This is a genomic window from Brevibacillus massiliensis (assembly GCF_000311785.1).
Lineage (GTDB): Bacteria > Bacillota > Bacilli > Brevibacillales > Brevibacillaceae > Brevibacillus_C > Brevibacillus_C massiliensis.
In genome coordinates this window covers 243,515-266,243 of record NZ_HE978541.1, presented here as the reverse complement: position 1 = coordinate 266,243, position 22,729 = coordinate 243,515, and the positions used below count along the sequence as shown (strand labels likewise).

The following is a 22,729-nucleotide window of genomic DNA, read 5'->3' as shown; positions in this document are numbered from 1 at the left end:
GTAACTAACAATATTACTAAAAGTTTGTCTTTCTTACCTGACATAGCCATACCGTTCCTTCCGTTCCCAAGCTTCAAGCAAGTTCGTCTGGCCTGCTGTAGTGCCACTCGATGTATGTTTCCTCGGCCAAAACCTTCAATACCTCCATGATCCCGCCCCGACTGCAACCGGTTTTCACGCACAGTTCGGAAAGCGACGGCAGCCGTTTTCTCCCGGCCTGAAAGTTGTGGATGATTCGCAAAGTTTTTCGCTCTATATCAGACAGCACGCTGGTTAACCACCGGTTCGATTGGCGAGGATGTTTTCTAATGCGAACACTCGTGGCGCTCTGCGGCGTCATGCAGTATGCTTTCAGATGATGTTTTGTTACTTCTATAGGTCGTAGGATTCGCTTCGATGCATGACCGTTACGATCCATATAAATGATCTTAAATGGAATAAATATACAATAAATCAGGAAAAAAGTCCCTGTACAAATCAAAATCGGTTTCCTATTATTGGTATTTAAAATACCAAATTATGGAGGTATCTACCATGAGAAAAGTTGCAGTCTTGTGCACATCTTTATTTTTGCCATTAAGTTTGACAGCAAGCGTATTTTGCAAAAAGCCCTGATACTGACATTAGCATCAAGAATCTCCGAAATATTGAAATTAGTTCTCTCTCTCTAAAAGATACGAACAAACTTGCAGAGGAAATTCAGTCATTAAGCGATGCCGAATTCAACCAATTTATTGCCGAGTACATCGATAAAACGGCCATCCAATGCTGCTTGATTCAGCAAGCGCCTTAATCAGCCAATCTCGTGCTGAGTCTGAACACTTCGATTATCCATTTGGGATTGGCGGCAGGAGCGGGGGCGGGGGGATTCATGGTGAACACCGCTTCGACGCTCCGCTACCATCCATGGTTGGCCGCCGCCATCCTGACGTTTGGTTTGGCGGCAGGCTTGATCAGTTTTTCGACAGGGAAAAAGCGCTGCAGCAAGGCTGCCAAGCAGGATATATAAGCATTTGACATAAAAAAACGGCATTTCTGCCGCTTTTTTACTTCGCATTATGCCGATGCCGCGTTCATCCCGAACGCTTCCGCGATCAGTTCATAAGAGCGGATGCGCGCTTTTTGGTCGTGTATCGGACTATTGATCAGGATCTCGCTAACGCTGTAGTCCTGCCCCATCTGAAGCAGCTGCTCCTTCACCTGGGCCGGCGCGCCGATGATGCGCCGCTGGCGAAGCTGCTGAATCACGAGCAGGTCCATCTGCGTGTACGGATAATCGATGGCCGTCTGGACGGAAGGCAGGTACGGCATTTCCATGCCGGTCCGGATGCCGAGGAACAACAAGTCGCTGCTCTTCGCCAGCCGGTTCGCTTCTTCTTCCGTCTCCGCACAGATGGCCAGCACGGCAATCATCGAACGCGGATGGTCTTCCAGCAGCTCGTTTCGCTCGAAGTGATCGAGATAGTACCTCGTCGCCTCCTGGCCACCAGGTGTGCCGAAGAACTCTGCGAATGCGTACGAGGTGCCAAGCTGTGCCGCGATTCTCGCGCTCTCGTCGCTGGAGCCGAGCAGCCAGATCTCGGGCGCCGTCGAAATGGCCGGAGCGGCCAGCAGTCTTTCAAACGGGTGGCCTGCCGGCAGCGCGTCGTAAAGGTAGCCGATCAGATCACGCACCTGATCGGGGTACTTGCCCACATCGACGTACTTGTCCTGCTGCAGCGCCCTGGTCGCGAGCGGCATGCCGCCCGGCGCGCGCCCGAGGCCCAGGTCGATGCGTCCGGGGTGGAGCGCTTCAAGCAGGCGAAAATTCTCGGCGACCTTGTACGCGCTGTAATGCGGGAGCATGATGCCGCCCGCACCGACGCGAATGCGGGAAGTGGCTGCTGCCAGGTGCGGAATCAGCACTTCCGGGCTGGAAAAAGCGAGCGCCGGCATGGAATGGTGCTCGGACACCCAGAAACGGGAGTAACCCAGCTCCTCCACCGCTTGGGCGAGACGGGTCGATTCCTGCAGCGCGTCTGTGGCGCTGCGGCCTTCACTGACGTATACCTGATCCAGTACGCCCAGCTTGATACTGGGCCTTTTTTTCTGAACTCAACGCTGTCCCCTCCATCGTTGACCATTTCTCAATTGTAGGTTTGATTAAACTTGCAGAGCAGTTGTCCGAATCTTTGGCATTCCTCGTCAGTCCAGTCCTTCAGCAAATGCTTCATTCGGTTCAAACGCGCCTGCCTGTGCTCCGCCAATTCCTTGGCGCCCAACTCGGTGATTTGAAAAGAAAAAGCCCTGCCATCCTCCGGATCGGGAATTTTAAACACATACCCTTTTTGCTCCAAAGCGGCAGCTTGTCGGCTGACCGTGGAAATATCCAGGCGAAATTCATCCGCCAGCGCTTTTACTCCGGCAGAACCATGGGCGAATAATCGCTGCAGCAGCAAGTATGCCGAACGGTCGAGAGTGCCCACTCTTTTTTCGGACGAGATGGACGTGATATGGCGAATCAGGATCGCCAGTTCAAGCTCGATGTCCTTTAGTGATTGTTCATCCATTACTTTACCACCACACTACTGTCTTTATTTCATTGCAACCATCGTAACATACCGCCGACGCTTTTCAAATCGCCCTGCTCTCGGCAAACTGTCAAATTGACAGCATCCCATATAGTTGTATAATACATGTATATAGTTTCGTCATACAACTTGTTTGCAGAGATGTCAAGACAGAGGTCAGACGTTGCTAGAACAGGCCTATATGCGCCATTATTCCCAAAATACACGCAACACCTCTCTCGGTTGAAACGGGAGTACATAGCACTCCGGAAAATGCCGCCTGCCATCCCCTGCCAAAACAAATTACTTGGAAAAAATTGCAATGAAAAGAGGAGTACACAAGCATGTCATCCATAATGCAAAACCATGCATCACCTGTGTTACAAGCAGATTCATCCCTGGAGGAAAAGGAGAGCTTGCTCAAACAGCCGCGGGGCGTATGGGCTGTCTTCTTTGCCTGCATCATCGCTTTTATGGGGCTGGGGCTCGTCGATCCGATCCTGCCCGCGATCGCCAAGCAGCTGAACGCCTCACAAAGCCAAGTCACCCTGTTGTTCACCAGTTACAATGCCGTCATGGCGGTAGCGATGCTGATCACCGGCGCCATTTCGTCCAGACTCGGGATCAAGCGGACACTGCTCGCCGGGATTGTGATTATTGCCGTCTTTTCCGCTCTTGGCGGGTTTTCCAACGGTATTTGGGAGCTGGTCGGGCTGCGCGGCGGCTGGGGGCTGGGAAACGCGCTGTTCGTCGCCACCGCTCTGACCGCCATCGTAACCCTGTCCACCTCGGGCACGGGCCAGGCCATCATCCTGTATGAAGCGGCGATCGGCCTTGGCATCTCCATCGGGCCGCTGCTCGGCGGCGAACTGGGCGCGATCTCCTGGAGAGGGCCATTCCTGGGGGTTGCGACGCTGATGCTGATCGCTTTCATCTGCCTGATTTGGATGATGCCAAAAGCGAAAACCTCGCACGCAGCCAAAGTAAAAACTTCCCTGCTCGACCCTTTCCGGGCCATGAGATACCGTTCGCTGGTGGTTTTCGGGATGACGGCCTGTCTCTACAATTTCGGCTTCTTCACCCTGCTGGCTTACGCGCCTTTCGTCATGGACCTGGATGAACATGGACTGGGCTACGTCTTTTTGGGCTGGGGCATACTGCTGGCCCTCACCTCTGTCTTCATGGCGCCGAAACTGCAGCAGAAGTTTGGAACCGTCTCATCCATGTGTGCCATGCTGTTCTTGTTTGGCCTCGTCCTGCTGGCCATGGGGATCTGGACTTCGACGCAGTGGGTCGTCATCGCCTCAGTGATTTTTGCCGGAGCCCTGCTGGGGAACAACAACACTTTGATTACCACCGCCGTCATGAACGCCGCCCCCGTCGAGCGCTCGACGGCATCTGCGGCTTACAGCTTCCTGCGTTTTCTCGGCGGGGCGGTCGCTCCGTTTTTTGCGGGGAAATTGGCGGAATGGTTCAACCCGCACGTTCCGTTCATCGTCGGCGCGGGGTTTGTCATCGTGTCGGTGCTGTTCATCTTCCTCAATCGCAAGCACGTGAAGCATGTCGATCACGCCGGAGCCGGCCATTAAACGCAAGACATAAAGAGGGCCTCGCCAACTGATACAGCACGTTGGCGAGGCCTTTTTGTCAGCGCGAACGGATTTCCTGGCGCATGAACAGCACGTAGGACGCGGCAAAGCAGACCATGGTCGCGGCGATCAGGCCCACTACCTGCGGCCAGACGAGCAGCAGACTCTGTCCGAAGGGCAGCGGACTGGGAATGGCGCCGTAGATCTGCTCCATCGTCAGCGGACCGAGGCTGCGAACGGAAGGCGTCAGCATGGTGACCGTCGCCTCGCTGAACAGCTGGCTGGGCGACAGGCGGGACAACGCCTGGACAAACTGCTGGTGGGAGATCACACTCTCTGCCCCCGCCGCTTGCGAGGGAGCCGTTGCCCCGGCGATCAGGTTGACGAGCAGTCCGTAAAACACGCTGAAGAAGATCCAGACGGCGATGCCGGACAGGGCCGATGTAGCAGCTTGCCGGAAGCGGACAGAGCAGAGGATCGACATGTTCAGCCAAAAGGAGATGTACAGCACGCTCAAAATGAGAAAACAGAGCATCCGCCCAAACTCCTCCGGCGTAGGCGGTATGCCGATCGCGATCAGTCCCAGGCCCATTACCAGAAATCCGAGGGCAAACAGCAAGACGCTGATCAACAGCAGCGCAGCGACAAACTTGGCGTTGATCACGTAGTCGCGGTAGATCGGCTGTGCCAGCAGCCGGCTGAGCGTCCCCCGATTCCGCTCCGAGTTGATCGCGTCAAACCCCATGCCGATCCCTACCAGCGGCCCGAGGAAGCTGACAAAGGTGATGAACGGCGGGAGCGGAAGCTTATCGCTGGAGACGGTAAACAGCTTTAAAAACAGAAAGGAATTGACCGAGTCGTCTTTTGGCACCGCTTCGCGAATCGTCATCATCGCCGTGTACAGCGAGCCGATGCAGGTCAGCGCCAGCAGCAGCACCAGGATGATGAACCGCCAGCTGTGGACGTGATCGGCGATCTCCTTTTGCACGATCACCCAGAACGGATGACCCGCCTTCTGGGAGGAGGAGCCTTTAAACCATCTGGTAATCATCTGTATTCCCCCCTGCAAAATAGCGGTGATAAATCTCGTCGAGACCGTACTGCTTCTGCGTCAGGGAGAGCAGAGATTCCCCCTCGGCAACGACGGTTTGCGCGATCGCGGCACTGATGTCTTCGCTGCAGGCAATGTGCAGCCGCGAATCATCCCGGCGGCTGACGCCGATGACCCCGTCCAGTTGGGACAGCTTGTCTACCAAACGGTCGGAGCCGGGTGCGACCACCGCTTCAATCGCGACGGGCTCCTCGCCAAACAACTGCTTGGACAGACTAGGCACGTCGCCTTCCGCCAGCAGCCGGCCGCCGACGAACAAGCCGACGCGATCGCAGATTCTCTGCACCTGATGCAGGTTGTGCGAAGACAGCAGGACGGTGATGTTGTCATCCCTGCTGAGCTCCTGGATGAGCCGCAAAAAATCCCGCACCCCTTCCGGGTCGATGCCCAGAGTGGGTTCGTCGAGGATGATGACCTCCGGCCGCTTGATCAGCACGTCCGCCAGGCCGAGCCTTTGCCGCATGCCGCGCGAGTACGTTCCCGCCTTTTTGGCCGCGGCGTCCGCCAGCCCCACGCGCTCCAGCAGCATCTCTGCACGCCCCTGCGCCGCATCCCGCGGGATCTGGTTGAGCCTTGCCGTATAGAGCAGGTTCTCCAAGCCAGTCAGATCCTCGTAAAAGCCGACGTCGTCGGGAAGGTAGCCGACCCGCCGCTTGACTTCGGTCGACTCGCGGGTCGAATCGAATCCGCAGACGCGCACGCTGCCGGAAGTCGGTTCGGTCAACCCGAGCATCATCAATATCGTCGTCGATTTGCCCGCTCCGTTTGGCCCGAGCAAACCGAATATCTCGCCACTGTGTATCGACAAGGTCAAACCGTCGACAGCGGTATGCTGCCCGTACGATTTGCTCAGTTCCAAAAGTTCGATCACTGGCTGCATCCCTTACCTCCTCCCGTAAGTGCGGAACAGGTAGTAGACGCCGCCGATGACCGCCGCGACGATCAGCACACCCAGCCAGCCCCACAGCAGCGACGTTTTGACCGTGACGCGGAACTGTGCATCGGCCGTCGCCTCCGGAGCTCCGGCGGTCATGCCGACGACGTAGTCACCGGCGATTGCTTTGTCGTCTGCCTTGATCGTGGCCGTCACTTCCTCCGATTGACCCGCGGCCAATTGCGGGATTTTTTTCGGTTCAAACGTCACTTCCCAATTCACCGGCGTATTGGCTGTCAGGTCGAGGTTGCGCAAGTCGGCGGAACCGGTGTTGGTCACCTTGAGCTGCAGCGTCCGTTTGCCGCCGGCCGTGACATCCGTGCTAAGCACGCCCGAGGGAGTGCTGAGTTCAAGCGAGTACGAGCCGGTAATGACCACTTCCAGTCCGGTCTCGGCCGATGACGAATTGGTCGCCGCTTTCAGCGGAATCTTGTATGTGCCTGATTTCACCTTCTCCGGAGGATGCACCTCTACGTCGATGTCCTTGGCAGCACCCGCGTCAACGTTGACGGAGGTGACGCTCTTGCCGTCCGTCTTGAACTGCACATCCCAGCCCTGCGGCGCGCCCGCCGTCAAAGCGTAAAGCTGTTTTTGCGCGGTGCGGTTGCGAAGCGTGACCTGGTAGTTGAAAGTGGAGTTGGCATGTCCTTCCATGTTCGGCTGTTCGCTGGTCAGCTCGGTCTTGTACGTTCCCTGTTCAGAGACATTCACCGTCAGCGGCAGCACTCCTTTTCCCCCGGCGTTCAGTTGAAAATGGTAGGCTCCTTTGTCCACCTGCAGGGGAACGTCCACCTGCAGGGACAAGTTGTAAGAGCTGTTCGGCTTGACGGATACCGAGCTGACGCTCCAGCCGTCTGACGTAAGCTTTGCTTCCCACTTGTCCGGAAGCCCGGTTACCGCGAGTGCGACATTCTGGATTTCACTGGTGTTGTTGATCACGTCAACGGAGTAGTTGATCGATTCGCCTGGCGTCACCGAGATGTTGGTCAGCGGCGTGTACACGGAGATGCCCCCTGCCGCGAAGGCGCCTGTCGCACCGAACGCCGCCAGAATCAAAAGCAAGGTGAGCAGGAAAAATGAAGTTCTTTTGCCCGTACCGGCCATGTGATGATTCCCCCTATCGGTTGTTTGGTGTTTTTTCTATGTACAGTACGAACGAGGCAGCCCGGTTGGATTTACGCCGGGAAAAAAATCTGATAATAGTTAAAGTAACGATATCGATCGGGGGGAAACAGGATGCCGGGTGAACACGACGAGGGCAAACGCCTGCTGCATCAGATGGGCAGCGGTTCCACGGCTGCGTTTGAGCAATTTTACGAGCGGTATATTCCCTTGGTCTTGCAAATTGCGCTGCGGATGCTGGACGATCAGATGGAGGCGGAAGACGTCTGCCACGATGTGTTTCTGGAGGTGTACCGCAAGGCGGAGCAATACGACGGCGGGCGGGGCAGTGTGGAAGCATGGCTGGCCGTGAAGACGAGGTCGCGCTGCCTCGACAGGCTGCGGCGGAAGAAACACGAGTCGGGCAGAGAGCTGGCCGAATCCCGGCTTCAAGCGGCCGCGTCTGTCATCACGGAAGAATCGGTGCTGGCCAAGCTGGAGCGCGAGACCGTCCGGGAAGTGATGAAGAAGATCCCCGAGGCACAGCGGGAAGCGGTCTACGGCATGTACTTTCAATCGTTTTCACACCAGGAATTGGCCAAGCGGATGGAACGCCCGCTGGGAACCGTCAAGTCGCTCATTCGCTACGGGCTGAACAACTTGAAGAAACAGCTCACCCAGATGGGCTGGGCGGAGAGAACAGGCGAGGTGAAAGAACGTGAGTAACAAACACTGCGGTTGGCTGGAAGAGGAAATCGTCGATTTCGTCCTTGGCCGGTTGGCCCCAGGGAAGCAGGAGCACTTGTCCCGGCATCTCCCCGAGTGCGAACGCTGCGGGGCGGTGCATCGCGACTGGACCGGGATGCTGTCCGACCGGAAGGAACAGCCGATGCCCTCGCCTGCGCTGAAACGACGGCTGCGGCGAAGCGTGTACGCGGCAAAGGGAGCGGCCCTGTTTTCACGCTTGCTGCGGATGCGCGTGCTCGTGCCGGCCGCGGGATTGATTGCCCTGACCCTGCTTTCTGCACTCCTGCTGTCGGAAAACGGAAAAGGGCGATACACCCTCCCTGAACTCGACGAAGGCCAGTACGCGCTCCAGGAACGGACGATGATCATGGACCCGCGTACGGTTGTCCACGTCCTGGCTCCCGTGTCGCAGGAAGACGCCAAAGGGTATGTGTGGGTAAACGACAGCTCCAATGAACTCCTCTTTCTCGCCAACGGCTTGGACCGGATGGAAGAGAAAGACTACCAGGTGTGGTTTATCATGGAGAACGGCCGCTCCAATGTCGGGGTGCTGCAGTGGAACGGCGGAATCGCCCGTCTCTACTTTCAGGGCGAAGAGGTTCGACGCGTGCAAAACATCTCTGTCAGCATCGAGCCGAAAGGGGGCAGTTTCGTTCCCACCGGACCGGAGACGATCCATCTCAAGGTAACGCACGCAAAGGAGTGAGCGGCTGAGCGGTGCGGATGTTTCCGCGGCGGCCTTTGACCCAGATGTACTGTACGATATGTTTGCCGGTGTGGACTACAAGATCGACCTGTCCAGGCCGGCAGGCCAGCGAATCGTCGATGTCATGTATAAGTGATCCATCCAAGCAAAATAGGCTCTCTCGAAACGAGAACATCCCGTTTTCACAGGTCTCGTGAGAACGGGATGTTTTTTCCATGGCGGAGTGGCGGGACGAGGCCCTACACCATTAATTTGCAGACGTCATTTGCATACGCCACAGGGTCATTGACAGGCAGCCCTTCGATCAGCAGCGCCTGGTTGTACAGGACGTTCGTATAGACACGCAGTTTTTCCTTGTCGCTTGCAAACGCCGCTTTGAGCGCTTGGAACACCTCGTGATGCGGGTTCATCTCCAACACTTTTTCCGCTTTGATGTTGGGGTTGTTCGGCATGGACTTCAGCACTTTTTCCATTTCGATGGTCACTTCGCCGTCGGTTGAGAGACATACCGGGTGGCTTTTTAGTCTTTTCGACACCCGCACATCCTTTACTTTATCCCCCAATACCTCTTTCATGAAGGCGAACAGATCCTTGTTTTCACTCTCTTGGGACGCGCTGTCCGCCGTCTCTTCCGCTTCGATCCCCAAATCGCCGCTCGATACCGCCTTGAATTCCTTCTCTTTATACGTCATCAGCATTTTGACGGCGAATTCATCGATATCCTCTGTGAAATACAAGATTTCGTACCCCTTGTCTGATACGAGCTCGATCTGCGGCAATTTCTCGATCCGCTCAATCGTCTCCCCGGTGGCGTAGTAGATATACTTTTGCTCCTCCGGCATTCTCGCGACGTATTCAGCCAGGGTGACCAGCTTCTTCTCTTTGGATGAGTAGAACATCAAGAGGTCCTGCAAGGTCTCCTTGTTGCTGCCGAAATCGCTGTACACCCCGTATTTTAGCTGTCTGCCGAAGGTGTTGTAGAACTGCTCGTACTTCTCCCGGTCATCCTTCAACAAGCTTTGCAGTTGGCTGGTTATTTTGCTCTTGATGTTTTTCGCGATCAGCTTTAACTGCTTGTCATGCTGGAGAATCTCTCTGGAGATATTCAGCGACAAATCTTCCGAATCGACCATTCCCTTTACAAAGCTGTAGTAATCAGGCAGCAGGTCCGGACACTTGCTCATGATCAACACGCCATTGGAATACAGCTCCAGCCCTTTCTCGTATTCCTTCGTGTAAAAGTCAAAAGGCATGTGCTCCGGAATAAACAAAATGGCATTGTACCTGACCACACCGTCGGCATGGATGTGGATATGCTTCAGCGGCTTGTCAAAACCGTAGCGTTTTTCCCGATAAAAATTCTCGTAGTCCTCGGGTGCAAGCTCCGATTTATTCTTTCTCCAAATCGGCACCATGCTGTTGATGATCTGCTCTTCGCGGTATTCCTCGAATTCATTTTCGCTGCCTTCCTTGGGTCTTTGTCTGGTGACGTCCATTTTGATCGGGTAGCGGATAAAATCGGAATACTTCTTAATAATCGCTTGCAGCCGATACTCTTCCAAAAACTCGTCAAAGTTTTCGTCTTCTGTATTCTCTTTGATTTTCAGAATAATCTCGGTGCCTACCTCATCCTTCTCGGCCGGGACGATCACGTATCCGTCAGCGCCGGAAGACTCCCACTTGAAGGCCTGCTCGCTGCCCAAAGCTCTGCTGATGACCGTAACCACATCGGCCACCATAAAGGCGGAATAAAAGCCGACACCGAATTGGCCGATGATGTCATGTCCGTCCTTCAATTCATGCTCGCTTTTAAATGCCAACGAACCGCTTTTGGCGATGACGCCAAGGTTGTTCTCCAGCTCCTCCCTGGTCATCCCGATACCGGTATCGAGGATTCTCAAGGTCCTGTTTTCCTTGTCGGGGATGACCTTGATGTAGTAGCTGTCCTGATCAAACCGCAAAGAGTCGTCCGTCAAGGCTTTGTAGTATATCTTGTCGATGGCATCGCTGGCATTGGAAATCAGTTCTCGTAAAAATATTTCCTTTTGCGAATAGATGGAATGAATCATCAACTCCAATAGCCGTTTGGACTCGGCTTGAAACTGCTGCTTTTCCATGAAATACTCCCCCTTCGATATGAAATGGCGCTCAGAAAGCATTTAGCACTCAACCAGAGAGAGTGCTAATCATTTTTTAGATACCATATCGGTTTTTTTGCGTCAATATGCCGTTGGAATTTTTCATGTCATGCCCTGGGTACATTCCCCAAAAACGCGATTGAAAAAAATAAGCTTCCCCATGTATCGGAAGCTTGTATTCTTACCTGGACTCTTGGTTTTGCTGAAGATCAGGATGGATTTGCAGAATCAATCGTCTTTCCCCGCTGTCTTTTTGACCTACGTAGTAGTTCAAGAAGGTTCCTTTATAATGTTCAACGTACCGTTTTTCAAGAAATATTTGATCATAGTTTTTCTGCACATCGTTTACCGTTACTTGAATGGTTTCGCCATCAAATGTTAGCCTTGTTTCAATCGCTCCTCCTTCTTTATCACTGGATAGAACCCTTATTTCATCGTTTGTTTTTTGATTCACGTTCTCCATAAACTGTTCCAACCTCGACAAGTTGCGAACTTCCTTGTGGCTCCAAAAAACATCGTCTTTGTCTGCTGGCAGAGGCTCCGCAAGATCCCCCTCATCTATTTCCACACCTGGCAGAAGCCCTGGTATTTTATCCCGTCCCATTTTAACAAGAAAGTCATTCCATTTTTTTGCATGATCATCAATCGCTTCGTAGGTCTTTCCGTCAACTGTCAAATTGCTGTCCAATCGATATTCTTTATCTCCTGCTTTCCATTCCAGAAAATATAAATATCCGACGCTTTTGCTATTTGTTTCACGAACCCTAATACCCTCTATCTGTGAGACAATGTCTTGAATCGTTTTGGAATCGTTAATGGACATCTTATTTCCATCGCCAAACCGTACTTCGATGCTATCTACATGTGAAAGATCACTTTTCAGCACCTCGGTTAAAGGCATAACCTTCCCCTCTGTTTTTGTACCGTCGCAAGCGGCAGCAAACAAAGCGAGGAGGACAAACAGCAGCAAATACACAGGATTCCTTTTGTTATTCATTCCCTCACCCCCCCTCCTCAGGACGATGCTAATTTTGCCCCTTTTTTATGCTCTCGTCATTTTGACGCGCAAGCCTTGGCCAATGTTTCCATTCCTCATTACCCGTGCTTCCCAGCCCTCAGTCAGCCCAAATATAATCGGGTTACCCCATCATCTGTTTCACCAACGCTCTGGTCCTTTCTTTCAACGCTTCATGATGCGAAGAGACCATGGCCGTTTTTTCAGCTTCGGGTTGAATATACAACTTGGCTTTGTTTACGGCGTTTGCCGCATCCTGGAATGCGCCTGCGATCAAATGCAATTTTCCTTCATGTGAAAGGATGTCCCCGGCAGCGTACAGCCCCTCCACGGAGGATTCACTGTTCGGATTTCCTGCTATGTAACCGCCATCCGCCTTTTCAATCCCCAATTCGCTGTTGTCGAGGAAGGCCGTATCGCGCTCATAACCATGATTGACGATGAGCTCGTCGATGACCAGCTGTGATACCTCCCCTGTTTCGTGATGGGTCAGCTCAACCCGTTCAACAGCTTCATGGTTGTCACCGGCGATCAGCTTTGTGATCGTCGTCTGGAAGAGACAGACAACCGAACTGTTCAGGAGTTGGCTCACCTGCGCTTCGTGTCCGCTTAAAGCTTCTTTTCGACAGCTCAGGTACACTCTTTTGGCGATCGGCTCCAGTTCATTTGCCCAGTCGATTGCCGCATTCCCCCCGCCGGAGATCAATACCGTCTTGTCTTTGAAATACTGCAAAGACTTCACCGCATAGTGTACATTTGCATCTTCAAAACGCTCCGCACCTTCGATCTCCAGCTTCTTGGGCTTGAGTATTCCGCTGCCCGTCGCGACAATGACCGTTTTCGACAAGTGCCTTTGGCCCGAGGCCGCGTGCAGGACAAAGATCCCGTCCGGATTGCGGGAGAGAGAGGCTATTTTTTCGTTTAACACCACAGTCGGGTGAAACGTGAGTCCTTGCTCGATCAGCTGTTCCATCAATTTTGCTCCGGATATGGGGGGTAGCCCTCCGACGTCCCAAATCATTTTCTCCGGATACACATGAAGCTTTCCGCCCAATTGCTGCTGATACTCGATCAGCTTTGTCTTCATTCCGCGAAGGCCGCTGTAAAAGGCGGAATAGAGTCCCGCAGGACCTCCCCCTACAATCGTCACATCAAAGACTTCTTGCTGCTGCACGTTTTATCACTCCACTTTAAACATCATCAATGATTATCATTCTCAACTAATGTACCTCTATTTTGTTCCTTTGGCAACGAAAAAAACGATTGACACCGGAAAAAAATCCCCTTATATTGTGCATTAGCGATATTGATAATCATTATCAAACAAATGCATCCCTGTTTCGGAACGGAGGTTATAAGACGTGGTTCGCCTATCTACTAATGAGTTGTGTATTGGCTATGGCAGCCGCTCCATTGTGAAGATGCTCAGTGTAGAGATTCCTGACAAAAAGATCACGACGATTATCGGTGCCAATGGCTGCGGAAAATCGACCCTGTTAAAAGCGATGACCCGCATCATCCCGCATCAATCCGGGGCAGTCATACTGGACGGAAAAAATATTTTGACAGAAAACACCAAGACACTGGCAAAGAAAATGGCCATCCTGCCGCAAACACCGGAGGCCGTGAGCGGGCTTACCGTCGGGGAGCTCGTCTCTTATGGCCGGCATCCCTATCAGCGGGGCTTCGGACGTTTGACGAAAAAAGATTATGAGGTCATTGACTGGGCGCTGGAAGTCACCGGAACGGCCGAGTTTAAATGCCGTCCCGTAGACGCCTTGTCGGGAGGTCAGCGGCAGCGGGTCTGGATCGCGATGGCGCTGGCCCAGGAAACAGAGCTGATCTTTCTGGACGAACCGACGACTTACTTGGATCTGGCCCATCAGCTTGAGGTTTTGGAGCTTCTGCAAAAGCTGAATGTCGAACAAAGCCGCACGATTATCATGGTTCTGCATGATATAAACCAGGCTGCCCGTTTTGCTGACTATATCATCGCTTTAAAAGATGGACAAATCGTCAAAGCAGGCAATTGTGAAGAAGTGATTCACCCTGAAGTGTTGAAGCAGGTTTTCCAGATTGACGCCGAAATCGGACGGGATCCCCGGACCAACAAACCGATGTGCATCACCTATAATCTGTTAAAGGGAGAGGCAAACCGTGAAAAAAAGATGGATTCTCCTCGCACTTATGCTCTTGCTTACCACTAGCGCTTGCAGCGGCATGCCAGAAAAGGCAAACAACTTCCCAGGCGATACAGACAACGGCACCACAGCAACGATAACGTATCAGTCGGAAAATGGGCCGATCGAAGTTCCCGCCAACCCGCAGCGTGTCGTCGTGTTATCTACCTTCGCCGGCAATGTCATGGCTTTGCATGTAAATCTGGTCGGCGTTGACAGCTGGTCAAAGATGAATCCCCGTTTTCAAAGCGGGCTAAAAGACGCGGAAGAAATCTCTGACGAGAGCCTGGAAAAAATCATCGAATTGGAGCCGGATTTGATCATCGGCCTGTCAACGTCCAAAAATATCGACAAGCTGAAAGAAATCGCCCCTACGGTCACCTATACATACGGCAAAGTGGATTACCTGACGCAGCACCTGGAGATCGGCAAGCTGCTCAATAAGGAAAAGGAAGCGCAAGCCTGGATCGATGACTTTAAGCAGCGCGCACAGAAGGCCGGCGAAGACATCCGGGCCAGGATCGGACCAGACGCCACGGTGTCTGTCATCGAAAATTTCAATAAACAGCTTTATGTTTACGGGGATAACTGGGGCCGCGGCACCGAAGTGATGTACCAGGCGATGAAGCTGAACATGCCTGAAAAGGTGCGTGAAACGGCTCAAAAAAACGGTTATTACGCCTTGTCCATCGAGCTACTTCCCGACTTCGCCCTAGACTATCTGATCGTGAGCAAAAACCCGGATGCTGACAATTCCTTTCTGGAAACCAATACGTACAAGAACATTCCAGCGGTCAGAAACGGTCGGGTATTCGAAGCCAATGCCAAGGAATTCTACTTCAACGATCCGCTGACACTGGATTACCAGCTCGACTTCTTCGTGAAGCACTTCCTTGGCGGCTAGTTTCTCCGCGTATACCGCAAAAGGGAGGATCTGTGCAGATGACCCAGGAAAATCGCCATACAACCCCATTTGTCTATAAGCTTGCAGCCGGTATCCTCCTGCTGATCGGCACATGTATCGCTGCCCTGATCTTGGGAGCGGCCGATACTTCGTTTCTGGATGTATGGCTGGCCTTCACATCCGAGGCTTCGGGCAGTGCCAGCGAAATGATCCGGGAAATACGCCTGCCGCGGGAGATGGCGGCCATCGTTGTCGGCGCCGCCCTTTCCGTTTCCGGAGCGATCATGCAGGGAATCACGAGAAACCCGCTCGCCGACCCCGGATTGCTCGGGCTGACTGCGGGAGCCAAGGCAGCTTTGGCCGTCGCGACTGTATGGATTCCCTCGGTTGGCTACTTCGGCACGACGGTTGCCTGTTTTGCCGGGGCAGCAGCCGGAGCCCTGTTGGTTTTCGGCATCGGCGCCCTGAGAAAGGGAGGATTCGCTCCTTTCCGCATCGTATTGGCGGGTGCTTCGGTTTCTGCCCTGCTGCTCGCTTTTGCAGAGGGAATCGGCATCTACTATAAAATCTCGAAGGAAATCTCCATGTGGACTGCCGGGGGGCTGATCGGGACCACTTGGAGTCAGCTTCAAGTCATCGTCCCTTTTATCACGGCGGGAATCCTGGTCTCCCTCCTGCTGTCCAGACAGCTGACCATTCTTAGTCTAAGCGAAGAAGTGGCCGTTGGGCTGGGACAGAAGATCGTTCCAATCAAGATGATTTTATTTGCGGTCATCATCGTCCTCGCCGGAGCGGCAGTCGCGATCGTCGGCAACCTGGCGTTTATCGGGCTGTTGGTTCCCCATGTCGCCCGGGGCATCGTCGGAGAGGATTACCGCTTGATCATTCCGATGTCTGCCGTATCGGGGGCCGTATTGATGCTGGCTGCAGATACACTGGGCCGCACCTTGCATGCACCGTATGAAACCCCCGTTGCGGCGATTGTGGCGATCATGGGGCTGCCATTTTTCCTTTGGATCGTCAGGAAGGGAGGCTCGGCCGTCTCATGATTCATCCCGCTTTGCGCCAAAGACAGCGATGGGTCGTCTGCTCCCTGCTGGCCCTCATCGCAGTGACAGCCGTGATCGGGATGGGCTGGGGCTATTCCTCCCTGTCCTATGGCCGGCTTCTCCCCACCCTGCTCGGTCACGGCACGTTTAAAGAAGAGTTTGTGCTGTATTCCATTCGCTTGCCGCGAATGCTCATTACTTTGCTCGCCGGGATGGCGCTTGCCCTGTCAGGGGCGATTCTGCAGAGAACGACGCGAAATGATTTGGCGGATCCCGGCATCATCGGCATTCACTCAGGGGCTGGCGTCGGCGTTGCCATTTTCTTTTTGACGATGCCGCTCAAGCCGGATTCATCGGTTTACCTGCTTCCGCTTGCCGCCTTCCTCGGCGCTTTATCGACTGCCTGCGTCATCTATGTCCTTGCGTATAAGAAAAACGAAGGCCTGCAGCCGATTCGCTTCGTGCTGACAGGGGTCGGCTTCTCCATGGCGCTTTCCGGCATCACGGTGGTGCTGATTTCATCCGCCGAACGTGAAAAAGTGGATTTTATCGCAAAATGGCTGGTCGGCAATGTATGGGGAACCGACTGGGTGTTTATTGGGACCCTGCTGCCCTGGTTAGTGGTCTTGATCCCCTACGCTTTCTATAAGGCATCCCAGTTGAATATCCTCGGATTAAGCGAGCCCGCAGCCATTGGCGTTGGCCTTTCGATCCAAACCGAGCGGATCTCTCTGATGATCACGGCTGTTGCCCTGGCGGCTTCCGCAGTGTCCGCCACAGGCGGCATTTCCTTTATCGGCCTGATGGCGCCGCACATCGCTAGAGCTTTGGTCGGACCCAGAAATCAATTGTCACTTCCCGTTGCGCTTCTGATGGGCGGGTGGCTGCTCCTGGTCTCGGATACGATCGGGAGGAATCTGGTCGACCCCTACGGAATCCCGGCTGGAATCATGGTTGCCTTTATCGGCGCGCCTTATTTTCTGTATCTGTTGTTGAAAAAATAAGAATCCTGGCAATCTCCCGGGCTGAGCTACATTTTTATTATTACCTGTTGACTTTAAGTGGTTTAATATGTTAGTATTAGTTTTGTTGACGGGCCCTTAGCTCAGCTGGGAGAGCGCTACACTGGCAGTGTAGAGGTCGTCGGTTCGATCCCGATAGGGTCCACCATAATTTTTACGCTTACATAGCCTTCCATTTCAGGAAGGCTGTTTTTGTTGCACCGCTTCCCGGCCAAGCGGTTGTTTTTTGTTCCCGCCAGCATTTCCTTCCCTTTAAAAGCAAGTGCCGACAACGCCTTTCGTCGCTGCGTTGCTGGCAGGCTCGTCAGTCTACATTCATCGTCTAATACGGATTGTCACACAAAGCGCTGTCATTGTTCTGCTGCCCCAAAAACGTATCTGCTGGTTCCAGGCAGAAATCCAAGGGGGTTTAGAAACCGTGTTGCTGTCTGTATCCTCTTGCATAGCCATTGGCGGGATGCGGCGGCGGTTAGTGCTGAATCACCTGCCCCTGATGCCAGTACGCCTGACTCGGATAAGCTGCAGGTGAAATCGCTCTGCCTTGTCCCCGATTATACCGGCAGTCGTTTGGCGGACCGATGACGACCGTTTTTGTAATGGGTGCCAGCGTCTCCTTCACTTTTGCCTCATCGAGGCAATACGTATGAGCAAGCACGCTCGCCGGGGTTAATCGCAAGAGGTCGGAACCACCGATGAATTCAGGAATCGGCGCATCGAATATGGCCAGCAAATGCGTGTTGTCAACCGTAGCAATTTCGTAATGCCACCAGGCCTGAGGCACATTCGCCACTTGCCCCGGCTGGATGGGAAAATTGCGAAGCTCTTTCGTAAACGGGTTAACCAAGGAGACGACAGCCGCGCCCGAAATACAGTACACCAATTGGGAAGCATTTGGATGGTAGTGGGGCTCGATTACATTTCCGGTACTGAGGTAAATATCCAGCATGGATATATTCCCCAGTGTGTTTACTTGATTGATGGAAAGGCCATTGATGTAATTCCGTTCATCCTTTTTGAAAAATGGGTTGTTGCCCAAATCGTACGTAAACTGTACATTTGGCGCAGAATAGTCCATATAGGATACCGCCACTTCATTCCCTCCCGTTCATTGGGTAATAGGCAATTGTTCTGTGGGATACCGTATGCTTATTCCCCAGGGAGAGTACGCCCATTTCCCCGCGTTTTCACGGCAGGAGAGACTCGCTGTCCGGGTTCTAACCTGCCGTCTTTTGCATGACAGGGCTGATCTTACGATTTTTCATCCGCTTCCATGACAATCCACTGGCGGGACCAGTTTTCCATTTCGCGAATCACCGGCTCCAGGGCAAGGCCTTTATTCGTCAAGGAATACAGAATTCGCACCGGCGTCTCCGGATAGACGTCACGCTTCACGATCCCCTCATGCTCCAATTCCTTCAGCCTTTCCGACAAGAGTCTCCCGCTGATCGGGATGGCCGCCTCGATCGTGCAAAACCGCTTGGGCCCCGAAAACAACTGGTAAATGACGAGTACCGTCCAACGCTTGCTCAGCAATTGAATTCCCTTTTCCACTACGGGGCATAAGGATGACTGATTCATCGCAAACCACCTCTCTATTCCCTTCTTGACACTACTATATTATTATTTTAAACTTAATTACAAAAAATAAGTAACATACAAAAGTGATGCGATGTCTATTTAACTTATGACGGACTTCCAAGCTCCTGATGCGCAAACTCTGGCATCTATTTATTCTGTAGAAAAAATGGGAGAGGTTTATTTTATGACAAGAAATGTGGAGATCGGCTTGCTGATTGCACGCATCGTGCTTGGTATTACTTTTTTCCTTCATGGACTTGTAAAATTCCAGGGCGGGATTGAAAACACAGCCGGTTGGTTTGACAGTATCGGCTTGCCCGTCTTTGCAGCCTATGCCGTGGCAACGATTGAACTTGTCGGCGGCCTGGCGATGATCGTTGGATTGGGGATACGAGTGGTTGCGCTCTTGTTTGCCCTGATCATGATTGGCGCCATCGTAAAAGTGAAAGCAGCCGTCGGATTTTTGGGGGACGGGCAGATGGCCGGCTACGAATTGGATCTGGCTCTGTTGGCCATCTCCGTGCTGCTCGGGCTCTCCGGCAGCCGGCTGCTCTCATTGGATCGGCTCTTATTCGATTCCCGCACTGATACACTCTAACGATGAAGGGCAGCACGCGGGACAAAAAGCAAAAAGTCACCGCATGAGGGTGGCTTTTTTGCTGTCGGCATTCCTTTTCTTTTTCATCCAAACTGCCAGCACATGTAGCTAAGCGAACCGTACACGTAGCTGCGGTGCAGCATGCGGGCGGTACGGCTGTCGTCGGCTGCGCCCATGGCGATCAGGAGCGGAATGAAGTGTTCATTGCGAGGCACCGCTTCCTTTGCGTAAGGGGCTTGTTCCTCGTAATCGAACAAGGCTTCGGTGTCCCAAGCGAGCAGGCGCTGCGAAAGCCAATCGTCAAAGGCCGCAGCCCAGGCTGCCGGTTGGGTGCTGCCCCACTCGATGCGGCGCAGGTTGTGAACGGTGCCGCCGCTGCCGATGAGCAGTACACTCCGCTCCCTCAGACCGGCAAGGGCTTTGCCGATGGCGTACTGGTCGCGGGGAGCAAGGCCTGGATTGACGGACATCGCGATCACAGGTATGTCTGCGGCCGGGTACAGCATGCGCAGAACCACCCATGCGCCGTGGTCGAGACCGCGCACCGGATCAAGCTCGCTTGGAATTCCATGGGCTTGCAAAAGCGATTGTACCTCTTCCGCCAACTTTACGTCCCCGCTGGCCGGGTAGTTGATGCGGTACAGTTCTTCAGGGAAGCCATAGAAGTCGTAAATCATCTCGTACTGCTCCGCTCCGCCTACCTGCTGCACGGGATGCTCCCAATGTGCCGAGAAGATCACGATCGCCTGCGGGCGCGGCAGCTCTTTGGCCATCCCTTCCAGAAATCGGGTGTATTCGTTGTCCTCGAGGGCGAGCAGCGGCGCGCCATGCGCGATAAAAAGGGACGGTACCATTCCGATGCCTCCTTTACTGACATGATTATGATTGATTGCAGAAATTTCTCACGTTCAGGACGATTGGAAAACTTGGCTCCGCCAAGCTTTTGGGCGGAGCCTTCGTTGCGACGCACAGGATGTGCTGGTGCCGGCGGTGCCCCGGGATGGGGCGCTGTTAGCCGGCCGCTTATGTCGATAGGGCAAAAATTTATCCATTCCTCTCGACCAAAGAAACCGTGGATGAGAGATCCACGGTTTTCAGGCAATGACTATGCGCGAACCGGCTCCTTGGCAAACCGCGCTGCTGCTTCGCGGGCCTGCTGGATCGCCTTTTCTTTGATGGCTTCCGCTTCTTGCGGCATTTGGTTCATCCCTTCCACATAGACCGATTCGACATCGGTGATTCCGACGAAGCCAAGCGCAGTGCGCAGGAAACGGTCGCCGAACTCGATCTCCCGGGCCGGACCTTCCGAGTAAATGCCGCCGCGTGCTTGAATGTGGACAGCTTTGCGGTTGGTCAACAGGCCGATTGGACCGTTTTCGGTGTATCGGAACGTTTTGCCGGCGACGCAGAGTGTATCGATGTACGCTTTCACCACGGCAGGGAAGCCGAAGTTCCACATCGGAGTGACAAACACGTATTTGTCAGCGGACATGAACTGCTCCAGCAGTTCGTTCATGCGGCCAACTTTAGCCTGTTCAACAGGGGTCAGCTCATCCCACGACTTTCCTTGCTGCAGTTTCCCCCACGCGCTGAGGACGTCGGCGTCAATCTGCGGCACTTCGGCTTTGAACAGATCCAGTTCTGTGATCTCGTCACTTGGATTCAGCCGGCGGTATTCCTCCAGAAAAGCTTGTCCCACCGTCAGACCGTAGGACTGCTCCGTCGGTTTCGGATTTGCGGTAATGTACAGTACTTTTGCCATTTTTTTCTCCCTCTCCTGGTGTAATTTGTAAAAGTATATTTACTTACTTTTAGTTAGTATATTACCCAGTTCACCGCTGTTTGTCAAGGAATTTAATCATGAACGGCATACAAAGGAAATTGGCTGTTTTGGGAGCTTTCCGTTACAATCAGAAAAGGGAGATTTTACACAAACCGGAGGGAATTTGCATGTATCTGCTTCGCTGGAAGACGTTTTTCTGGGGCGTCGGAGTCGTCATCGCCGCTTTTGCGATTTGGGCCGGGTACGTCCTGCACCTCATCGCTGCGATCGAGGCGACAGCTGTTGCCAGGCGCGCTGACGTGGCGATCGTCCTGGGCGCCGCAATCTGGGGCGACAAGCCCAGTCCCGCACTGCGCGAGCGGCTGGATCAGGCCTGCCTGCTGTATGAACAAGGGTACGTTCCCTACCTGCTGGTCAGCGGCGGGACGGGATCGGATACCCAACTTGCGGAAGCCGCAGTGATGAAGGAGTACTTGCTGGCAAAAGGGATACCTGAACAGCGGATCATCACCGAAAACAAGGCGACCAGCACCTTTGAGAATTTGGCCTACAGCAAAGAGCTGATGGAGCAGCACCATTTTCACACGGCTTTGGTCGTCAGTCACGGTTTTCATTTGGCACGAGCCGAGGCAATGGCCAGGGTGCTCCAGATGGACACCTATCCTGTAGCGTCTTCTACACAATCACTGTTTATCCCGTATCACAAGGCGAGAGAAGTGTTTGCCTACACCAAATGGAAAGTGAGCGAATGGCTGTCCTGATGGCAGGAAACTTTTTCTGTCATTACAAACCCTTCCGCCGGTTTTCCCCTTCGATGACATAGGCGTTCGTGTAGTGGCGAATGCGTTCCATGATTCGCTTCGCCTTGGTGTTTTCGATCCGGTTGCCGTTGCTGATGGACAAATGCTCCTCTAACTCGTCAAAGGAGTAGTTGGAGGTGTACAGCGTGGGCAGATGGCCGTTGACGCGTTGGTGCAGGATCACGCCCAGCACCTCATCGCGGATCCACGGCGTAACGCTTTCCGCCCCGATGTCGTCGAGGATCAGCACAGGGACTTCCTTTAACAGCTCCAGCTTGCCGACGTAGGAGTTGTCTGCGATCGACTCCTTGATCTCCCGGACAAAATCCGGCACATATACCATCAACGATGCGATGCCGCGGCGGGACAATTCCCGCGCGATGGCTCCCATCAAAAAGCTTTTGCCCACGCCAAACGGTCCGTGAAAATACAGGCCCTTTCCCTGCTTTTCGCCAGGCGCAAGCTCGCGGCAAAACCGCATTGCGGCTGCCACCGCCAATTGATTGGATTCATCTACTTCCAGCGTCTCGAAGGAGGCGGACAGTGTCTCATCGGACACGTAGTAGCTGCGCACCAGCCGGCGGGTGCGCTCCTCCTCTTCATGGGCCCGCTGTTTGTCGCAGGCGACCATCGCGCTGACCACCTGTCCATGCTGCACGTCCAGCTCTGCATAGTGGCCGCGGACCAGATTGGGACACTTGGACAATCCCGGGCAGTTGCCGCACCAGTAATGCTCCTTCACCGCCGTGTAGACGGCAGAAAGCGAGCGGAGCAAGTCGTCCCGCTCCACCTGGGGATGTTTTTGCCGAAACGCTTTTAAATAGTCTGACGAGCGAAGCATTTTGTCCAACTGCTGCTCAGGGGACAGGAGGTTGCGCGGGCTTCGTTTGTTTAGTTCTTCCATAAATTGGTTAATCGGTTCCAT

The 22,729-nt window shown here is 53.7% G+C and carries 24 protein-coding genes and 1 tRNA gene; 11 read left to right on the top strand and 14 right to left on the bottom strand.

What is annotated here, in order from left to right; translation table 11 throughout:
* Positions 1 to 73: 73 nt before the first annotated feature.
* A complete protein-coding gene (locus HGBM_RS27625; RefSeq protein ID WP_019122006.1) occupies positions 74 to 268 on the bottom strand; it encodes a LexA family transcriptional regulator in 195 nt (64 codons plus the stop codon).
* A 606-nt stretch (positions 269 to 874) separates the two neighbouring features.
* Here HGBM_RS27625 and HGBM_RS32115 point away from each other — a divergent pair.
* Positions 875 to 1,009 carry a hypothetical protein gene (locus HGBM_RS32115; protein ID WP_280990813.1) on the top strand — a complete coding sequence of 45 codons (135 nt, stop codon included), beginning with the start codon at positions 875 to 877 and terminating at the stop codon, positions 1,007 to 1,009.
* Positions 1,010 to 1,056: 47 nt separating this feature from the next.
* On the opposite strand, the gene HGBM_RS15505 is transcribed toward HGBM_RS32115, so the two are convergent.
* Together HGBM_RS15505 and HGBM_RS15500 are read right to left on the bottom strand one after the other, a co-directional pair.
* On the bottom strand, positions 1,057 to 2,073 hold the full coding sequence (locus HGBM_RS15505; protein WP_026074456.1) for an LLM class flavin-dependent oxidoreductase: 1,017 nt from the start codon (positions 2,071 to 2,073) through the stop codon (positions 1,057 to 1,059).
* Positions 2,074 to 2,126: 53 nt separating this feature from the next.
* A complete protein-coding gene (locus HGBM_RS15500) occupies positions 2,127 to 2,549 on the bottom strand; it encodes a MarR family winged helix-turn-helix transcriptional regulator (protein WP_019122003.1) in 423 nt (140 codons plus the stop codon).
* Between the two features lie 344 nt (positions 2,550 to 2,893).
* Here HGBM_RS15500 and HGBM_RS15495 point away from each other — a divergent pair, with 344 nt between their 5' ends.
* The gene (locus tag HGBM_RS15495) at positions 2,894 to 4,138 is read left to right on the top strand and encodes an MFS transporter (protein WP_019122002.1); all 1,245 of its coding nucleotides are present in this window, start codon (positions 2,894 to 2,896) and stop codon (positions 4,136 to 4,138) included.
* A 58-nt stretch (positions 4,139 to 4,196) separates the two neighbouring features.
* Here HGBM_RS15495 and HGBM_RS15490 read toward each other — a convergent pair whose 3' ends face one another.
* From HGBM_RS15490 to HGBM_RS15480, 3 genes are read right to left on the bottom strand one after another with little or no spacing between them, the layout of a single operon-like run.
* Positions 4,197 to 5,189, bottom strand: coding sequence for an ABC transporter permease (locus tag HGBM_RS15490; RefSeq protein WP_019122001.1), 993 nt, complete (start codon positions 5,187 to 5,189; stop codon positions 4,197 to 4,199).
* Positions 5,170 to 6,129 (bottom strand): ABC transporter ATP-binding protein, encoded by a 960-nt coding sequence (locus HGBM_RS15485; protein WP_019122000.1) that lies wholly within the window; start codon positions 6,127 to 6,129, stop codon positions 5,170 to 5,172. Before HGBM_RS15485 ends, HGBM_RS15490 begins: the two co-directional genes overlap by 20 nt.
* Before the next feature lie 3 nt (positions 6,130 to 6,132).
* Positions 6,133 to 7,287, bottom strand: a complete 1,155-nt coding sequence (locus tag HGBM_RS15480) for a COG1470 family protein (protein ID WP_019121999.1) — start codon at positions 7,285 to 7,287, stop codon at positions 6,133 to 6,135.
* A 132-nt stretch (positions 7,288 to 7,419) separates the two neighbouring features.
* On the opposite strand from HGBM_RS15480, the gene HGBM_RS15475 reads away from it, so the two are divergent.
* Positions 7,420 to 8,010 carry an RNA polymerase sigma factor gene (locus HGBM_RS15475; protein WP_019121998.1) on the top strand — a complete coding sequence of 197 codons (591 nt, stop codon included), beginning with the start codon at positions 7,420 to 7,422 and terminating at the stop codon, positions 8,008 to 8,010.
* The gene (locus HGBM_RS15470; RefSeq protein ID WP_019121997.1) at positions 8,003 to 8,737 is read left to right on the top strand and encodes an anti-sigma factor domain-containing protein; all 735 of its coding nucleotides are present in this window, start codon (positions 8,003 to 8,005) and stop codon (positions 8,735 to 8,737) included. Before HGBM_RS15475 ends, HGBM_RS15470 begins: the two co-directional genes overlap by 8 nt.
* A 239-nt stretch (positions 8,738 to 8,976) precedes the next feature.
* Here HGBM_RS15470 and htpG read toward each other — a convergent pair whose 3' ends face one another.
* From htpG to HGBM_RS15455, 3 genes are all read right to left on the bottom strand, one after another.
* Complete coding sequence (gene htpG, locus HGBM_RS15465; RefSeq protein WP_019121996.1) at positions 8,977 to 10,854, bottom strand: molecular chaperone HtpG; 1,878 nt, start codon at positions 10,852 to 10,854, stop codon at positions 8,977 to 8,979.
* A 202-nt stretch (positions 10,855 to 11,056) separates the two neighbouring features.
* Positions 11,057 to 11,872 carry a DUF4362 domain-containing protein gene (locus tag HGBM_RS15460; RefSeq protein WP_019121995.1) on the bottom strand — a complete coding sequence of 272 codons (816 nt, stop codon included), beginning with the start codon at positions 11,870 to 11,872 and terminating at the stop codon, positions 11,057 to 11,059.
* Positions 11,873 to 12,014: 142 nt separating this feature from the next.
* Complete coding sequence (locus tag HGBM_RS15455; protein WP_019121994.1) at positions 12,015 to 13,064, bottom strand: NAD(P)/FAD-dependent oxidoreductase; 1,050 nt, start codon at positions 13,062 to 13,064, stop codon at positions 12,015 to 12,017.
* Between the two features lie 187 nt (positions 13,065 to 13,251).
* Between HGBM_RS15455 and HGBM_RS15450 the strand changes: the two genes are divergently transcribed.
* From HGBM_RS15450 to HGBM_RS15430, 5 genes are all read left to right on the top strand, one after another.
* On the top strand, positions 13,252 to 14,097 hold the full coding sequence (locus HGBM_RS15450; RefSeq protein WP_026074454.1) for an ABC transporter ATP-binding protein: 846 nt from the start codon (positions 13,252 to 13,254) through the stop codon (positions 14,095 to 14,097).
* Entirely contained in the window at positions 14,078 to 14,974 is an 897-nt protein-coding gene (locus tag HGBM_RS15445; RefSeq protein WP_019121992.1) for an iron-hydroxamate ABC transporter substrate-binding protein, read from the top strand. The genes HGBM_RS15450 and HGBM_RS15445 overlap by 20 nt, the downstream gene beginning before the upstream one ends.
* 38 nt (positions 14,975 to 15,012) lie before the next feature.
* Positions 15,013 to 16,023 (top strand): FecCD family ABC transporter permease, encoded by a 1,011-nt coding sequence (locus tag HGBM_RS15440; protein ID WP_019121991.1) that lies wholly within the window; start codon positions 15,013 to 15,015, stop codon positions 16,021 to 16,023.
* Positions 16,020 to 17,027, top strand: a complete 1,008-nt coding sequence (locus HGBM_RS15435) for a FecCD family ABC transporter permease (RefSeq protein WP_019121990.1) — start codon at positions 16,020 to 16,022, stop codon at positions 17,025 to 17,027. The genes HGBM_RS15440 and HGBM_RS15435 overlap by 4 nt, the downstream gene beginning before the upstream one ends.
* 90 nt (positions 17,028 to 17,117) lie before the next feature.
* Positions 17,118 to 17,193 (top strand) — tRNA-Ala (locus HGBM_RS15430).
* A 321-nt stretch (positions 17,194 to 17,514) separates the two neighbouring features.
* On the opposite strand, the gene HGBM_RS27620 is transcribed toward HGBM_RS15430, so the two are convergent.
* Both HGBM_RS27620 and HGBM_RS15420 read right to left on the bottom strand, forming a co-directional pair.
* On the bottom strand, positions 17,515 to 18,135 hold the full coding sequence (locus HGBM_RS27620) for a cupin domain-containing protein (protein ID WP_019121989.1): 621 nt from the start codon (positions 18,133 to 18,135) through the stop codon (positions 17,515 to 17,517).
* Between the two features lie 158 nt (positions 18,136 to 18,293).
* A complete protein-coding gene (locus tag HGBM_RS15420) occupies positions 18,294 to 18,623 on the bottom strand; it encodes a winged helix-turn-helix transcriptional regulator (RefSeq protein WP_019121988.1) in 330 nt (109 codons plus the stop codon).
* Between the two features lie 184 nt (positions 18,624 to 18,807).
* On the opposite strand from HGBM_RS15420, the gene HGBM_RS15415 reads away from it, so the two are divergent.
* On the top strand, positions 18,808 to 19,221 hold the full coding sequence (locus tag HGBM_RS15415) for a DoxX family protein (protein WP_019121987.1): 414 nt from the start codon (positions 18,808 to 18,810) through the stop codon (positions 19,219 to 19,221).
* 83 nt (positions 19,222 to 19,304) lie between these two features.
* On the opposite strand, the gene HGBM_RS15410 is transcribed toward HGBM_RS15415, so the two are convergent.
* Together HGBM_RS15410 and HGBM_RS15405 are read right to left on the bottom strand one after the other, a co-directional pair.
* The gene (locus HGBM_RS15410) at positions 19,305 to 20,075 is read right to left on the bottom strand and encodes a dioxygenase family protein (protein WP_019121986.1); all 771 of its coding nucleotides are present in this window, start codon (positions 20,073 to 20,075) and stop codon (positions 19,305 to 19,307) included.
* 251 nt (positions 20,076 to 20,326) lie between these two features.
* Complete coding sequence (locus HGBM_RS15405) at positions 20,327 to 20,983, bottom strand: FMN-dependent NADH-azoreductase (protein ID WP_019121985.1); 657 nt, start codon at positions 20,981 to 20,983, stop codon at positions 20,327 to 20,329.
* A 188-nt stretch (positions 20,984 to 21,171) separates the two neighbouring features.
* On the opposite strand from HGBM_RS15405, the gene HGBM_RS15400 reads away from it, so the two are divergent.
* Complete coding sequence (locus tag HGBM_RS15400) at positions 21,172 to 21,765, top strand: YdcF family protein (protein WP_147512895.1); 594 nt, start codon at positions 21,172 to 21,174, stop codon at positions 21,763 to 21,765.
* 22 nt (positions 21,766 to 21,787) lie between these two features.
* Here HGBM_RS15400 and dnaI read toward each other — a convergent pair whose 3' ends face one another.
* Entirely contained in the window at positions 21,788 to 22,729 is a 942-nt protein-coding gene (gene dnaI, locus HGBM_RS15395; RefSeq protein ID WP_019121983.1) for a primosomal protein DnaI, read from the bottom strand.